The sequence below is a fragment of the Mycobacterium sp. genome (assembly GCF_025933915.1).
Classification (GTDB): Bacteria; Actinomycetota; Actinomycetes; order Mycobacteriales; family Mycobacteriaceae; genus Mycobacterium.
Map to the genome: position 1 here is coordinate 1 of NZ_JAICZA010000035.1, position 14,379 is coordinate 14,379.

At 65.4% G+C, this 14,379-nt stretch carries 17 protein-coding genes; 7 read left to right on the forward strand and 10 right to left on the reverse strand.

The features are described 5' to 3' along the window. From Q0W90_RS08040 to Q0W90_RS08070, 7 genes are all read right to left on the reverse strand, one after another. The coding region (locus Q0W90_RS08040; RefSeq protein WP_297774016.1) for an alpha/beta hydrolase family protein at positions 1-596 on the reverse strand (596 nt) is incomplete at its 3' end. 233 nt (positions 597-829) lie between these two features. Further along, positions 830-1,648 (reverse strand): ABC transporter permease, encoded by an 819-nt coding sequence (locus Q0W90_RS08045; protein ID WP_297594810.1) that lies wholly within the window; start codon positions 1,646-1,648, stop codon positions 830-832. Further along, the gene (locus tag Q0W90_RS08050) at positions 1,638-2,513 is read right to left on the reverse strand and encodes an ATP-binding cassette domain-containing protein (RefSeq protein WP_297774019.1); all 876 of its coding nucleotides are present in this window, start codon (positions 2,511-2,513) and stop codon (positions 1,638-1,640) included. Before Q0W90_RS08050 ends, Q0W90_RS08045 begins: the two co-directional genes overlap by 11 nt. Further along, the gene (locus Q0W90_RS08055; protein WP_297594815.1) at positions 2,510-2,971 is read right to left on the reverse strand and encodes a MarR family transcriptional regulator; all 462 of its coding nucleotides are present in this window, start codon (positions 2,969-2,971) and stop codon (positions 2,510-2,512) included. Before Q0W90_RS08055 ends, Q0W90_RS08050 begins: the two co-directional genes overlap by 4 nt. Positions 2,972-3,028: 57 nt before the next feature. Continuing rightward, entirely contained in the window at positions 3,029-3,526 is a 498-nt protein-coding gene (locus tag Q0W90_RS08060) for a metallophosphoesterase (protein ID WP_297594817.1), read from the reverse strand. A 72-nt stretch (positions 3,527-3,598) separates the two neighbouring features. After that, positions 3,599-6,427: an RND family transporter gene (locus Q0W90_RS08065; RefSeq protein WP_366894788.1), complete on the reverse strand. Its 2,829-nt coding sequence runs from the start codon at positions 6,425-6,427 to the stop codon at positions 3,599-3,601. Positions 6,428-6,456: 29 nt separating this feature from the next. Next, positions 6,457-6,888, reverse strand: coding sequence for an MmpS family transport accessory protein (locus tag Q0W90_RS08070; RefSeq protein WP_297594821.1), 432 nt, complete (start codon positions 6,886-6,888; stop codon positions 6,457-6,459). 234 nt (positions 6,889-7,122) lie between these two features. On the opposite strand from Q0W90_RS08070, the gene Q0W90_RS08075 reads away from it, so the two are divergent. The 5 genes from Q0W90_RS08075 (at position 7,123) to Q0W90_RS08095 (ending at position 10,007) form a co-directional block, all read left to right on the forward strand. Then, positions 7,123-7,431: a metal-sensitive transcriptional regulator gene (locus tag Q0W90_RS08075; protein ID WP_297697526.1), complete on the forward strand. Its 309-nt coding sequence runs from the start codon at positions 7,123-7,125 to the stop codon at positions 7,429-7,431. Between the two features lie 32 nt (positions 7,432-7,463). Continuing rightward, entirely contained in the window at positions 7,464-8,078 is a 615-nt protein-coding gene (locus Q0W90_RS08080; RefSeq protein ID WP_297594823.1) for a DsbA family protein, read from the forward strand. Positions 8,079-8,135: 57 nt separating this feature from the next. After that, positions 8,136-8,537, forward strand: coding sequence for a DUF302 domain-containing protein (locus tag Q0W90_RS08085; protein ID WP_297774023.1), 402 nt, complete (start codon positions 8,136-8,138; stop codon positions 8,535-8,537). Positions 8,538-8,652: 115 nt separating this feature from the next. Next, on the forward strand, positions 8,653-9,297 hold the full coding sequence (locus Q0W90_RS08090) for a GAP family protein (protein WP_297594858.1): 645 nt from the start codon (positions 8,653-8,655) through the stop codon (positions 9,295-9,297). A 254-nt stretch (positions 9,298-9,551) separates the two neighbouring features. After that, positions 9,552-10,007 carry a MaoC family dehydratase gene (locus Q0W90_RS08095; protein ID WP_297594827.1) on the forward strand — a complete coding sequence of 152 codons (456 nt, stop codon included), beginning with the start codon at positions 9,552-9,554 and terminating at the stop codon, positions 10,005-10,007. A gap of 25 nt (positions 10,008-10,032) precedes the next feature. On the opposite strand, the gene Q0W90_RS08100 is transcribed toward Q0W90_RS08095, so the two are convergent. The 3 genes from Q0W90_RS08100 to Q0W90_RS08110 all read right to left on the reverse strand — a co-directional run bounded on the left by Q0W90_RS08100 (position 10,033) and on the right by Q0W90_RS08110 (position 13,276). Next, positions 10,033-11,328, reverse strand: a complete 1,296-nt coding sequence (locus Q0W90_RS08100) for an acyl-CoA dehydrogenase family protein (RefSeq protein WP_297774042.1) — start codon at positions 11,326-11,328, stop codon at positions 10,033-10,035. A 95-nt stretch (positions 11,329-11,423) separates the two neighbouring features. After that, entirely contained in the window at positions 11,424-12,125 is a 702-nt protein-coding gene (locus Q0W90_RS08105; RefSeq protein WP_297594829.1) for a GAF and ANTAR domain-containing protein, read from the reverse strand. A gap of 53 nt (positions 12,126-12,178) precedes the next feature. After that, a complete protein-coding gene (locus Q0W90_RS08110; RefSeq protein ID WP_297594831.1) occupies positions 12,179-13,276 on the reverse strand; it encodes a F420-dependent hydroxymycolic acid dehydrogenase in 1,098 nt (365 codons plus the stop codon). A 51-nt stretch (positions 13,277-13,327) separates the two neighbouring features. Between Q0W90_RS08110 and Q0W90_RS08115 the strand changes: the two genes are divergently transcribed. Together Q0W90_RS08115 and Q0W90_RS08120 are read left to right on the forward strand one after the other, a co-directional pair. After that, complete coding sequence (locus Q0W90_RS08115) at positions 13,328-13,933, forward strand: GNAT family N-acetyltransferase (RefSeq protein WP_297594838.1); 606 nt, start codon at positions 13,328-13,330, stop codon at positions 13,931-13,933. 74 nt (positions 13,934-14,007) lie between these two features. Then, the gene (locus tag Q0W90_RS08120; RefSeq protein WP_297594840.1) at positions 14,008-14,361 is read left to right on the forward strand and encodes a hypothetical protein; all 354 of its coding nucleotides are present in this window, start codon (positions 14,008-14,010) and stop codon (positions 14,359-14,361) included. Positions 14,362-14,379 lie beyond the last annotated feature (18 nt).

Consider the following 14,379-nt stretch of genomic DNA (forward strand, 5'->3'; position numbering starts at 1 on the left):
GGGTTGAGGAAACCGGACAGGGCGGCGGCGTAAGGGAACTGCTGCGGGTAGTACGCAGCCATGATCAGCGCTGAACCACCCGACATCGACAGCCCCACCGCGGCGTTGCCCGCCGGGGAAACCTGCTTGTTGGCCTGCATCCACAGCGGCATTTCCTGGGTCAGGAATGTCTCCCACTTGTAGGTGTAGTTCTGGCCGTTGCTCGACGACGGCTGGTACCAGTTGCTGTAGAAGCTGGACTGGCCGCCGACCGGCATGATCACCGAAAGGCCGGACTGGTAGAACTCCTCGAACGCCGGGGTGTTGATGTCCCAGCCGTTGTAGTCCTCCTGCGCGCGCAGGCCGTCGAGCAGGTACACCGCGTGCGGCCCACCGCCCTGAAACTGCACCTTGATGTTGCGGCCCATCGACGGCGACGGCACCTCCAAGTACTCGACTGGAAGCCCCGGCTTTGAGAAGGCCCCCGCGGTGGGGAAGCCGCCGGTGGCGGCGACGAGACCGGACAGCAGGGAGGCCCCCATGGCCGCAATCGCGAGTCGGCGCGGCATGGTAGCCCCCGCGCCACGCAACTTTCGCACCTTTTCGATGAACGACATAGCTCTCTACCCATCCCAACTTTCATCTGCCGCACCATGCGGTGGAATCTGTTCTCGGGGAGTGAAACACAGCGGAAGGGCCAAAATCGGTTGTCATGGCCGCGGCGACAGATCGCGGTTGGCTAACGATTGAGAGTCGGCCAGAAATCATCACTTTCCGGTCACGATCGGCTCTCGGAACCGTGCCGCCATCTTGCGGCGCGATAACGCATCCGCTACCGCGCTGGCGGAGCCTAGGCGACGAGGCGACGCAAAAGCGTTGACGCCGCAGCTATTCCGAGCACCGCCGCCACCGCCAGCACGACGATGCCGACCGGGTTGAAGGGGGTGCCGATCAGCAGCGCCCGCAGCGCGTCAACCTCGTAACTGAGGGGATTGACCCTGCTCAGCACGCGCAACCACGCCGGCATCACGTCAACCGGGTACAGCGCGTTGGAGGCGAAGAACAACGGCATCGTGATCGCCTGTCCGATGCCCATCAGCCGATCGCGATTGCGCACCAGGCCGGCCAGCGTCATCGACAGGCAGGCGAAGAACGCGGCGCCGAGCATGACGACGCCCATCGCTGCCACGATCCGCAGGGGATTGATCGTCAGGCCGACGCGCATCAGATATGCCAGCGCCATCACGCCGACAACCTGGGCCACCGAACGCACGCCGGCCGCGAAGGCCTTGCCGGTGATCAGCGCCGACGCCGGCGCCGGCGTCACCATGAGCTTGGCGAGCACACCGGCGTCCCGATCCCAAATGATCTGTATCCCATAGAAGATGGAGATGAACAACGCCGACTGGGCGATGATCCCCGGCGCCAGAAAGGCCAGATACGACACCGATCCGGTTGCGATGACGTGTAAGTGACTGAACGTGGTACCGAAAACCAGCAGCCACAGCGCCGGCTGCACCATCCGGGTGACGAGTTCGGTCCGGTCATGTTGCAGTTTCTGCAGTTCGACGATCGCGAATGCCCCGATGCGACTGGACAGGGCGCCAACGCGCTGCCATCCCCGCGGCGCGCGGACCAATGTTCCCGCCGCGGCGCCATCAACCGACACGGCGCGCCACCCTTCTGCTGGAACGGATTTCCCGAAGGGACCCGGGTGTCGGCGGCGATGCTGCTTCGTCGTGCAAACGCGATGCCGCGTCCAAATCCGATGCCGCGTCCAGATCCGATGCCGCATAGTGGCGGAACACATCCTCGAGCGTGGCGCCCGGCGACACCTTGGATATCCGGGCCTTCAACACCTCAGGCGCGCCGACGGCCCGCAAGGCGCCGTGGTGCATCAGCGCCACCCGATCGCACAGCGCGTCGGCTTCCTCCATGTAATGGGTGGTCAGCAGCACCGTCATGCCGAACCGGGCCTGCATCTTTCGCACCTGCGACCAGACGCCGTCGCGCGCGATCGGGTCCAGCCCCACGGTCGGTTCGTCCAGCACCAGCAGTGACGGGCGGTTGACCAGCGCCTGCGCCACCTCAAGTCGACGAACCATGCCGCCGGAGTAGGTCGACGCCATCCGGCCGGCCACGTCCGAAAGGTCCATGGCGGCCAGCGCCTCATCGACGCGATCGGAGCGCTCGGCGCGCGGCACACCGTACAGCCGCGCGAACCATTCCACGTTCTGCCGCCCTGTCAATGCGGGCTCAATCGAAAGCTGTTGCGGCACATAGCCGATGTTGCTTCTGATATCGGTGGTCTGGCGGCGCGCGTCCATGCCGAAAACGTGCAGTTCGCCCTGCCGCACCGGGGCCAACGTCGTCAGCATCCGGACCATAGTCGTCTTTCCGGCGCCATTGGGCCCCAGCAGCCCCATGGTTTCACCGGGCCGAACGCGCAATGTCACGTCATCGACGGCGGTGAACTGGCCGTAGCGGTAGGTCAGATGCCTGGCGTCGACGGCCATCGGCAGCGATCCGCTCATGATCGTCGCTCCTGGAGTATTCGGGTCATGGTGTCGAGCACCTCCAATCCCTTTGCCAAAGACTCGATTTCGTCCGCGTCAAGTTCGTCGAGCACCTCGGACAGCAAGGCGCGCCGCGCGGCGCGCGACGCGTCGAGGATCTGTTGGGCGGCCTCGGCGAGCTGGAGCCGGCACACCCGGCGGTCCGTGTCTCCGGCGGTGCGGCGCAGGAGTCCGTCGGACACCAGCTTGGTGACCAGGGTCGAGGCGGTGTTGGGGACGAGCCCGAGTTCGGCGGCGGCGACGCCGACCGAAATCCCCGGACGCCGTCCGACCAGCCACAGCAGCTCGGATTGCGATTCGGAAAGTCGCGACGAATCGAACGCGCGTCCGGCCGACCTGCGTAGTTGCCGTCGGAACCGGCCGACCACGCCGAACAGGTCGGTCGCGACATCGGTGCGTGCTTTCACTTCCGCCATGATACCTCTGTAGCCGAGCTATTTATGTGAAGAGGCTTTGCCTACCGGATGTACCCGCTACTTGGGAAGGCGATGCAGAACGACGCCGGTCATGGCGCCGTCGTCGACGTCAGCGGTCATATACGTGCAGAAGGGTTGGCGGCGGCGATCCGTCGGCGACCCCGGATTGAGCATGCGCAACCCGGTCGCGGTGGTGCTATCCCAGGGGATGTGGCTATGCCCGAACACCAACACCTGGGTGTCCGGGTGCAGTCGCGACATCCGGGCTTCGCGGCCGGCCGCGGCGCCGGTCTCGTGCACGACCGTGAATCGCACACCCGCCAAGGTCACGTCCGCGCGCTCGGGCAGCCGCGCCCGTAACGCCGGACCGTCGTTGTTTCCCCAGCACGCCACCAGTCGAGTGGCCCTGGTTTGTAGCTCGTCGAGCAATTCGGGCGCTACCCAATCGCCGGCGTGTATGACCACATCGGCTCCCGCGACCTCATCCCATACCTGTGCGGGCAGGTCGCGGGCGCGTCGCGGGACGTGGGTATCGGCGATCAGGAGCAGCCGCACAGGACCATCCTGCACCAATCGGGGTCGGTGTGGTTCCCATTACGGCCCTGGGCCGTTAGTGCGTCCGCGGCCTCATCGAGAAGAGGCGAACGAACGGGTCGACGCGGTCCGAATTGTCGGGGCAGGTAGCCGACCCGGCCGCTGGCGTACTCGTAGCGGCCACCAGAACCAGCGTCCGAGCAGCGCCGCGATGGACGGTGTCATCAGGGAGCGCACGATCAGGGTGTCGAAGAGCAAACCGAGGCCGATCGTGCTGCCGGCCTGGCCGATGGAACGCAGGTCGCTGGCGACCATCGACATCATGGTGAAGGCGAAGACCAGGCCGGCCGCGGTGACGACGCCGCCCGTGCTGCCCATCGAGCGAATGATGCCTGTCCTCAGGCCGGCGCCGATCTCCTCCTGGAACCGAGACACGAGCAACAGGTTGTAGTCGGATCCGACGGCCAGCAAAATGATCAACCCGAACACCGGGGCGATCCAGTTCAACTCCAAGCCCAAGAGGTGTTGCCATACCAGCACCGACAGCCCGAACGCGGCACCCAGCGACAGCAGCACCGTCCCGATGATCACCACGGACGCGATCAAGGCGCGGGTGATGATCAACATGACGGCGAAAATCAGTGTCAGGGCCGCTGTTCCGACGATCAGCAGGTCGTATTGGGAACCCGCCTGAATGTCGCGGTAGATTGCCGCCGTGCCGGCGAGGTAGAACTTTGCTCCGGTCAGGGTGGTTCCCTTCACGGCTTGCTGGGCGGCGGCCAGCGCCGGCTTGACCGCTGAGATGCCGGTTGGCGTTGCCGGATCCGCATCGTGGGTGATGATGAAGCGCGCGGCCTTGCCGTCCGGCGAAAGGAAGAGTTTCAGGCCGCGCTGAAAGTCAGGGTTCTGGAACGCTTCCGGGGGAAGGTAGAAATAGTCGCCGCTCCTGGAGGCGTCGAAGGCCTGGCCCATCGCGCTGGCTGTATCGGTCATCTGAGCCATTTGGGTGACCAGACCCGAGAAGCTGCCGTGCATGGTGAGCAAAGTCCCTTGCATGGACTTCGCCACCGCGATGATCGGCGGAAACTGCGCGAGCATCTGCGGCAACACCGCGTCGACATCGTTCAGGTCCTTGATCAGCGTCCTCATGTCCTCGCTGAACTTGTCCACACCGTCGATCGCCTCGAACACCGACCGCGAAGCCCAGCACGCGGGGATGTTGAAACAGTGCTGTTCCCAATATAAATAGTTGCGGAACGGCCGCGCGAAATCATCGAAGTCGGCCAGATTATCTCGCATCTGCTCCAGCGTGGATTGCATCTCGTGCATGTCGCCGACCATGTGGTGCGTCGTGCCGCTCATCTGCCCCAGCAAGCGCTGCAGCCGTTCCATCGATGCGATCATGGCGCCGAGATCGTCGCTCATCGTGAGCATGTCGGCCGTCCGGTCCTTCATGAATTGAAGGTTCTGTTGGATCGGGATCGATTGGGCGCTGATCTGGAACGGGATCGACGTGTGCTCGATCGGCCCGCCCAGCGGGCGGGTGATGCCTTGTACCATCGCGATTCCCGGCGACCGAAAGACGTCCTTGGCGATCCTGTCCAGGATGATCATGTCGCCGCTATTGCGCATGTCGTGATCGCTCTCGACCATGAGGATGTCGGGATTCATTGTCGCGGCGGTGAAATGGCGTTCCGCCGCCGCGTATCCGACGTTCGATGGCAAGCTGCCGGGGATGTAGAAGCGATCGTTGTAGCTGATTTTCATGGTCGGCATGATCAGGATGCCGACGATCGCGAGGACCAGCGAGGCCGCGAACACCGGGCCCGGCCAGCGCACGGTGGCGGCGCCGATACGGCGCCACCCGCGGGTCTTGATGGTCCTTCTCGGGTCGAGCAAGCCGAACCGACTGGCGACCGCGACAACGGCGGGCGCGGCGGTCATCGCCCCGGCGACGACGACGAGCAACCCCAGAGCCGAAGGAATGCCCAGCGCCTTGAAGTACGACAGACGCGCCAGGTGCAGGCAGAACGTCGCCCCGGCGATCGTCAACCCCGAGCCCAAGATGATGTGCGATGTCCCCCGAAACATCGTGTAATAGGCCGCTTCTCGGTCCTGGCCGGCCTGACGCGCCTCCTGGTAGCGCCCGATGAGAAAAATCGCGTAGTCGGTTCCGGCCGCAATCGCCAACGAGGACAACATCGCAACGACGAACGTCGAGAAGCCCAGCAGGCCGGAGTTCCCCAGGAGCGCGACGAGCCCTCTGGCCGTGCCCATCTCGAAACCCACCATCACGAGAACCAGAAGCACCGTGCTGATGGAGCGGTAGGCGATGAAAAGCATGATCATGATGACCACGCCCGTCACGCCCATCATCTTGAACATGCTTTTGTCGGCGGCCTCGTTCATGTCCGTCGTCAGCGGCGCCGGGCCGGTGACGTAGACGTCGAGCCCCTTGGGTGGCGCCGACTTGTCGACGGTCGTCCGTACCGCGTCCACGGATTCGTTGCCCTGGGTGCTGCCCTGGTTGCCGGCCAAATTGAGTTGGACGTAGGCGGCTTTGCCGTCGCGGCTCTGGACGCCGGCGGCGGTGAGCGGATCTCCCCACACGTTGTGGACGTGCTGCACGTGCCCGGGGTCGGCCGCCAGCTTCTTCACCAAGCCGTCGTAATAGCGGTGCGCTTCGTCGCCAAGCGGCTTGTCGCCCTCCAAAACGATCATCGCGATGCTGTCGGAATCCGACTCGTGGAATGTCGCGCCGATGCGCTTGGCGGCGATCATCGCCGGCGCGTCTTGCGGCGACATCGTCACTGCGTGATTTCGCGCGACCGACTCGATCGGCGGCACAAGCACATTGAGCGCGACGGTCAACAGCAGCCATGCCACAAGGATCGGCACGGCGAATCTGCGGACGAATCGCATGAATCGCGGACGAGCGTCGTTGTCGGCGTTCATCCGGCTTTCACCAGACAGGAGGTTTGGGCGTGGTGTCCAGCCGAGGACCGTTCGTCCTTGATCTCACCGTTGACGGTGATGCGGCACCCGATGTCATCGCTATCGCCTTGCGCCACCACGCTGGCGATCACGGCGGGCACGGTTGTCGTGACGGTGAGGGTCCACGGCAGGGTGGTGAAGTCCGCCTGTTTCGGCTGCGCGTTCGTGTCGAGGTAGCTCACGGTTCCTGTTGTGCCGCTGGGTCCGTAGACGTCGTAGGTCACTCGTTTGATGTGCGAGGACTCCAGTGGTTCGGCGCTGCTGCCCGTCGCGGTAAAGATCGCGTCGGAGCCGAAAACGCCGCGGAGCCGGTCGACCGCGACACCGCCGAGGGCAACTGCCGCCACGACGACGAGCGGCACCCAAGCCCGTTTGAGAAGGGTGGACACTGACGTTTCCTTTCCCTCCCCGACCTGGTCTTGTTAGGGAGTTTCAGTCGGGGTCGCCGCAGCTGATAGAGCCATTTGGCCCGCACCCGAGGGCCGGTGGGCACACGCCTCACGTCATCGCGGGATGAGGTACGCACGAGCCGTTGCTTGGGCCGCAACTCAACAAATACCATACCCCTGGGGGTATTGTCACGCCTGCATGCTATACCCAGCGGGGTATGGTATGAATGAGTCATGGTAACCGAAGTGCACGCGAATTCTCCGGCCAAGGCCGATGTCGTCAGGCACGACGCCGGCGACATGGCTGCCATCCTGGCCCGGTTGCGTCGAGCGCATGGTCAGCTCGGGGGCGTCATCGCGATGATCGAGCAGGGACGTAGTTGCAAAGACGTCGTCACCCAGTTGGCTGCGGTATCGCGGGCGCTGGATCGCGCCGGCTTCAAAATCATCGCGTCCGGTTTACGCGACTGCATCGCGCGATCGGACGATCAGCCGGCGCTGTCGATCGATGAACTGGAGAAGCTGTTCTTGAGCCTGGCCTGACGGCCTGGCTGCTACGGAAGGGGAAGGGCCAAATGTCCTCTGCTGAGAGGGATCAGCCTGAACCGAAGGTGACGCTGTGGCTAGACCCGGTGTGTCCATTCTCGTGGAACACCGCACGTTGGCTGCGCGCCGTGGCCGAGAATGCGGGACTGGCCGTCGATTGGCGACTGATGAGCCTGGCGGTTCTGAACGAGGGACGCGAACTGCCGCAAGCCCAGCAGGCCCGGATGCGTGACTCGCAACAGATCGGCCGGCTGATGACCGCCATAGCCCGCGAACAGGGAACCGCCGGATGGGTAGCCGCGTATTTCGCCTTCGGGGAGCGATACTTCGACCGTTCAGAAGCCCTCGATGCCAATCTCGTCGCGCACGTCTTGATGACGGTCGGCGCCCGCGGCGCCGTCGCCGCCGCCGTGTCGGACGCGTCCCTCGACGAGCTGGTACGGCAGCAGCATCAGGCGGGGCAAGAGGCGCTGGGCGAAACCGGAGGCAGCCCGATTCTGCGGATCGGCGAACACGCATTTTTCGGGCCGGTCCTGACCGCGCCACCGGAGGCCGAGGCCGCCACCGCGCTGTTCGATGCGGTCGCGACGTTGGCCGCAACCCCGCAGTTCGCTCAGTTGCAACGGCCACGTGCTGCGGCCTAGCCGCGGTACGCGGCGAAATCTCGGACAGTCGCGTAAGGGTAAACAGAGGAGAAGCACATGACATCAGGGTTGAGCACCACGCTGCACACCTCGTTCGAGGACGCGGTGGATCGGACGACAAAGGCACTGGCCGATCAGGGTTTTGGCGTACTGACCACGATCGACGTGAAAGCGACGCTGAAGCAAAAGCTCGGCGAGGAAATGGAAAACTACCTCATCTTGGGCGCCTGTAGCCCCGGGTTGGCGCATCGCGCGTTGGGCATCCACCGCCAGATCGGCCAGTTACTGCCGTGCAATGTGGTGGTGCGATCCGATCCCGCCGGCGATGGCGATGCGGTCCTGGTCGAGGCGATGGATCCGCAACTCATGGTCAAAGTGACGGGCGAGCAGGGGGCCCTGCAAGACGTCGCGGACGAGGCCACCGCCAGGCTGCAAGCGGCGATCGGCGCGCTCGGGTAACCCGCCCCGCCCCGCGTCACCGTGATTGCCTGGCGAACGCGGCACTGCTCAGGTGGGGAGAAGAGACCGCGCGTCCTACCTGAAAGGGGTTGATTTGTCGGTGCTTTCAGGGCTGATGTCGGCGAGGCTGACTGCACCGGCAGTGGTGATCGCACTTTCGCCTGTGCCCATTGTGCTGTCGTTATTGCTGCTTGTTCACAATGAGCGGCCTTTTACCTCCAGCGTCGCCTATCTTCTGGGGAGATTGGTATCGGTGGGCACGCTCACGATCGCGTTCATGCGCGTTCCGCGGTTGTTCGACATGCTGCTCGGGCCGGCACCCCCGTGGGCCGACTGGGTGGCCATGGCCGGCGGCGTGGTCCTGGTGGCGTTGGGGGTGCAGCTGTGGCGGCGCCGCCGTTCGGCCGGCCGCCCGGGATGGGACGGCAGGGTTGGCCGGATTACGCCCGGGGTGGCGGCAGGCATTGGAATGTTTCCGATGCTGGCCAATCCCAAAGTGCTGGCCGCCAGCGCGGCCGTCGGATTGCAGATCACCTCTGCCGGCTTGACCGGTGCCAACGCGGTGGTCGCCGTCGCTTACTACGCCATCCTGGCGAATTCGACTGTGGCCGCGCCTATCCTGGCTTACGTCGTTTTCGGTCCACGAATTGATCCACGACTCGACCGGCTGAGACGTTGGATACAAGATCGGCACCGAGTGCTGACGGCCGGCACGCTCGTGATCGCGGGCACCGCGGTGGTGCTGTACGGACTCGCCTAAGGATGGGCGGCGCGGTCCAGCGGAAGCCGCGGCGTCAGCGCGCGAACGTCAGCCGTCTTCGCTTCGTGCTTCCGCTCCGGTTTCGCCGGCATCGAATGTGTCATCAGAACCCGCCGCCCCCACGTACGAGCCGTCCTCCTCGCCCGCGGCGGCGCGCGACGGAGGGGGGCTCACCCGTACGGCGGTGTCGGGCGATGACGATGGCGCCGGACCCCGACGCTATTGTTAGCAGCCGAAACCAAGGAGAACACCCGATGCGCACCTTCGAATCAGTCGCCGACCTCACCGCCGCGGCGGGCGAGGCCCTGGGTCACAGCGACTGGGTCACGATCACCCAGGACGACGTCAACCTGTTCGCCGACGCGACCGGCGACCACCAGTGGATCCACGTCGACCCTGAGCGGGCGGCGTCCGGCCCGTTCGGCAAGACCATCGCCCACGGTTTCATGACCTTGGCGCTGTTGCCGCGGCTGCAGCACCAGATCTACACCGTCAACGGCATCAAGCTGGCAATCAACTACGGCCTCAACAAGGTTCGTTTCCCCGCGCCGGTCCCGGTCGGCTCGCGGGTACGCGCGCAAAGCTCATTGGTCAGCGTCGATGACGTGGGTAACGGCGCCGTGCAGGCGACCATCTCGACCACCGTCGAGATCGAGGGGTCGGCCAAGCCGGCGTGCGTCGCCGAAAGCGTGGTTCGCTTCGTCGCCTAGCGCCAAGCGCCCCAGGGGCGGCTCGTCAGAACTCGGCGACCGCGTGTTCCAGGCGTTCGGCCAGCCACGCCTGGGCTTCCGCTCGCCGGGTCGGGATATGAGCTGACGGGAAAGGCGTTGTCACGGGCTCGTATTCGCGCAGGGTGCGACGGGCCACCGTCATCTTGTGCAGCTCGGTGGCGCCGTCGGCGATACCCAGCGACTCGGCCGCGACCATCATCTTGACGAAGGGCATCTCGTCGGAGACGCCGAGCGCCCCGTGCAGGTGCATGGCCCGCTGCGCGACGTCGTGGAGTACCTGCGGCATGGCGACCTTCACCGCCGCGATGTCGCGCCGCACCTTCTGGTAGTCGTGGTGCTTGTCGATCAACCATGCTGTGCGCAGCACCAGCAATCGGAATTGCTCGATCTGGATCCAGCTGTCGGCGATCTTCTCCTGGGTCATCTGGAAGTCAGCCAGTTTCCCGTGCCTGGTTTGGCGCGATACCGCACGCTCGCACATCATGTCAAATGCCTTGCGCGCCAGCGCAATCGTCCGCATCGCATGGTGGATCCGGCCGCCACCGAGTCGGGTCTGGGCGATCATGAACGCCTGTCCCTCGCCGCCCAGCACGTGATCGGCGGGCACGCGCACATCGTTGTAGCGGACGTATCCGTGCGAGCCGTGCTTGCCTGACTCGCCTCCCACCGCGACATTCCGAATGATCTCGATGCCCGGGGTCTCGCCCGGGACGATGAACAGCGACATCTTGTCGTACGTGCGCGCGTCGGGCTTGGTCACCGCCATGACGATGAAGAACGACGCGTGCTTGGCGTTGCTGGAAAACCACTTCTCCCCGTTGATGACCCAGTCGTCTCCGTCGCGGATCGCGCTCGTCACGAACATCCCGGGATCCGAGCCACCCTGTGGTTCGGTCATCGAATAGCACGAGGTGATTTCGCCATCCAGCAACGGCTGCAGGTAGCGCGCCTTCTGCTCGTCGGTGCCAAACAGCGCAAGGATCTCGGCGTTGCCGGAGTCCGGCGCCTGACAGCCGAACACCGAAGGCGCCCAACGGGAACGTCCGAGAATTTCGTTGAGCAGTGCCAACTTGACCTGGCCGAAGCCCTGACCGCCCAGCTCCGGGCGCAGGTGCGCGGCCCACAGACCCTGGTCCTTCACCTGCTGCTGCAGCGGCCGCAGGATGGCCATCATCTCGGCGTTCTGTTTGTCATACGGGTCGAGGGCGACCAGGTCGAGCGGTTCCAGCTCTTCGGCCATGAATTTTTCGACCCAGTCCAGCTTTGCCTGGTATTCGGGGTCTGTCTCGAAGTCCCACACCGTGGCCAACCAATCCCCGGCGCAACGCCGCGCCGGACTCGTTGATGAAGCCACCCCATCCTAGAACCGGGCGATCGCCTGGGGTCGGCGAGGACCTATTCGCGCTCGCCGCGGGTATCGATGATCCGCTGCGCGATGTCGACCAACTTCATCTGGTTCTCCTGGGAGAGCGTCCGCAGCAAGTCGAAGGCCCGCACGTCATCCACGCCGAAGCGTTCCATGATGATGCCCTTGGCCTGACCGATACGGTCTCGAGTCGATACCGCCGAATGCAGTTGTTCCGCATGGCTTCCAGCCAGGATCGCCGCGGCGGCGTGCGCGGCGAACACGGACCCGACGGTCTCGGCTTCGGTGTCCCACACATTGGCTTGATGGCCGAATAGGTTCAGCGCGCCGGCGGTGCGGTCCGCGGTGTAGAGCTTGAAGGACATGCTGCTGAGCACACCGAGTTCTACCGCCGCGGGCGCGTACTGAGGCCAGCGCGTCTCGCTACGGAGGTCATCGCTGCGCACGATCGTCTCCTGCAGGGCGGCCTCGGCGCAGGGCCCCTCACCGAAGTCGTGCTGCAGCTTGTCGAGCTGCGCGGCCAGGCTGTCGGTGTCGGCAACCGATTCGAACTCGCCGCCCCGCTTCACCAGCAGAACTCCCGCGATGTCGGCTCCCGGTATCACTTCCACCGCCATGGCGGTCACCTCGGCCAGCACCTGTTCGAGACTGCGCGGGGCGGCGATCCCGCGGGCGAGCTCGGCCATTCGCACGGCCAGCTCGTGTCGGGAACCCTGGTCTGAAAAGTCCATAGGATCCCGATTGTGCATGATCTGCCCACTGCTCGTAACCCGCACGGTCATGTTCAGCGCAACTTGGGCAAAACATTGGCGCGGTAGAACTCGATGGCGGCGAGCGGGTCGTCTTGGGGAAAGTGCAGGAAGGGGACGGCCCCGGCGTCGAGCACCCGCTGCACGGCGCCGATATGGGGGGCCGGGTCGGTGCCGACGGTCCAGCCGGCCAACACCTTGTCGATGGGGTTGGCCTCGGCCGCGCGCTGGATCTCGCGGGGATTGGGCTGGTCGACCGCACCGGCCGTGAAGCGCCACAGCGTGGCGGCGCGGGTCGCCTCGGCGTTATCGCCGACGACCGCGAACAGTTCGGCGCGCTTGCCCAGGGTGCGCGCATCGCGGCCGGCGTCCCGTGCACCGGCAGCGAAGGCCGCCAACAGTTTTGGGTCCGTTACATCGTGGGCCTGGGTGATCCAGCCGTCCCCCCGCTGTCCGGCGAGCCGCACGCTCTTCGGGCCGGCGGCTGCCACCAAGATCGGTGGGGGCATGGCCGGAACGTCGTAAAGCTTCAGTGAATCCGTCTGGAAATAGCGTCCGGAGAAAGAGATCCGCCAGCCACTCCACAGTTGGCGGATCAGGTCGATCGCTTCGGCCAGCCGGTCGTGTCGCTCGGCGTAGTTGCCGTAGGCGTTGGTGGCGGCCTGTTCATTGAGCCGTTCACCGGTGCCGACTCCCAGAAACACCCTGCCCGGGTTGAGGATTGCCAGGGAGGCGAAGGCCTGGGCGACCGTGGCGGGGTGATAGCGGTAGGTCGGACAGGTCACCCCGGTGCCGAATGAGACGCGGCTGGTGGCGCTGCCGACCAGCGCCAGCGTCAGCCACGGGAACATCGAATGGCCTTGGTTGTCCTGCCACGGCTGAAGGTGGTCGCTGGCCCACACGTATTGGAAGCCGGCCCGTTCGGCCGCCTGGGCCTGTGCCACCAGCCGGTCGGTGCGGAACTGTTCGTGAGAGAGAACGAAGCCCACGCCCTTGCCCGCCGGCGGCGACGCATCGCTGGACTTGCCATGTTCGCCAGCCGGTTTCGCGCATCCGTCCGCCAATCCGACAGATCCGAGCATGCCCGCACCGGCTGCCACCCGCCCGAACGCTCGCCGTGAGATGCCGGTCACCGGATCGGCATACCCGTCCCACCGGGCCTCACACGCACTAGCGTGATGCGGATGACCCCGCAGGTCCGACCGGCCGTCAAGGCCGATGTCCGCGAGCTGTCGCGCACGCTAGCGCGCGCGTTCTACGACGACCCGGTGATGATCTGGCTGATTCCCGACCGGGACAAGCGGACCGCGCACCTGACCCGGATGTTTGCGACGATGACCCGCCACCACCACCTGGCCCGCGGCGGGGTGGAGGTGGCTTGCGAGGACGCGGGCATCGGTGCCGCGGCGCTGTGGGATCCGCCCGATCAGTGGCAGGAAACGCAGCGTGCGCAGCTTGCGATGACGCCGGCGTTCCTGCGGGTGTTCGGCCTGCGCTCGATGCGCGGGCGAGCGGTCCAGGAATTGATGAAGGGCGTCCATCCCGAGGAACCGCATTGGTATCTTGCGGTCATCGGCAGCGATCCGGCGGTCCGCGGCGCGGGTTTCGGTCGAGCCCTGATGAGGTCGCGGCTGGACCGTTGCGACGCCGAATACTGTCCGGCCTATCTCGAGTCGACCAAATCCGAAAACGTGCCGTATTACGAGCGTTTCGGCTTCACCGTCACCCGTGAGATCGTGCTGCCGGACGGCGGTCCGAGCATGTGGACCATGTGGCGGGCGCCGCGGTAGCGGGTCGGCGGTTCGGCGGGAGGGCGCGGCTCACCCGCGTTTAGCCACCCGATCCGGCGGGCAACCGTTTCGGCATGAGCGAGAACCCCCAAGCCGACGAACTGGTGGATCCCGCGGACTTTCCCGCAGAGGGCGGCCCGGGTGACACCCTGAACCCGAGCGAAGGTACCGACTCGGATGAATTGCGCAACGACGACGGCGACATCGTCGTCGATCCCCCCGAGGGTTGGAGCGAGGCCGATCGCTTCGGCATGACGGCGAGAGAAGAACGCGAGGGCGAATCCCTCGACGATCGGCTGGCCGCCGAGGAGCCCGATGTGCCCGACGCCATCGAGCCGGTCGACGGCGGTCCGCGGCGCGCGCATCGGGGCCAGATCGACGGAACCCCGGAAGACGGCGATTCGCTGTACGACGTTGTCGATGAGTAAGTCAGTGCTCGTCTGTTT

Excerpts from the sequence above, each read along its gene's own strand:
- Q0W90_RS08105 (WP_297594829.1), bottom strand. The coding sequence starts at position 12,125 with ATGGACTTTTCAGACCAGGGTTCCCGACACGAGCTGGCCGTGCGAATG.
- Q0W90_RS08095 (WP_297594827.1), top strand. The coding sequence starts at position 9,552 with ATGCGCACCTTCGAATCAGTCGCCGACCTCACCGCCGCGGCGGGCGAG.
- Q0W90_RS08090 (WP_297594858.1), top strand. The coding sequence starts at position 8,653 with ATGTCGGCGAGGCTGACTGCACCGGCAGTGGTGATCGCACTTTCGCCT.
- Q0W90_RS08080 (WP_297594823.1), top strand. The coding sequence starts at position 7,464 with ATGTCCTCTGCTGAGAGGGATCAGCCTGAACCGAAGGTGACGCTGTGG.
- Q0W90_RS08055 (WP_297594815.1), bottom strand. The coding sequence starts at position 2,971 with ATGGCGGAAGTGAAAGCACGCACCGATGTCGCGACCGACCTGTTCGGC.
- Q0W90_RS08075 (WP_297697526.1), top strand. The coding sequence starts at position 7,123 with ATGGTAACCGAAGTGCACGCGAATTCTCCGGCCAAGGCCGATGTCGTC.
- Q0W90_RS08115 (WP_297594838.1), top strand. The coding sequence starts at position 13,328 with ATGACCCCGCAGGTCCGACCGGCCGTCAAGGCCGATGTCCGCGAGCTG.
- Q0W90_RS08065 (WP_366894788.1), bottom strand. The coding sequence starts at position 6,427 with ATGCGATTCGTCCGCAGATTCGCCGTGCCGATCCTTGTGGCATGGCTG.
- Q0W90_RS08120 (WP_297594840.1), top strand. The coding sequence starts at position 14,008 with ATGAGCGAGAACCCCCAAGCCGACGAACTGGTGGATCCCGCGGACTTT.
- Q0W90_RS08085 (WP_297774023.1), top strand. The coding sequence starts at position 8,136 with ATGACATCAGGGTTGAGCACCACGCTGCACACCTCGTTCGAGGACGCG.
- Q0W90_RS08050 (WP_297774019.1), bottom strand. The coding sequence starts at position 2,513 with ATGAGCGGATCGCTGCCGATGGCCGTCGACGCCAGGCATCTGACCTAC.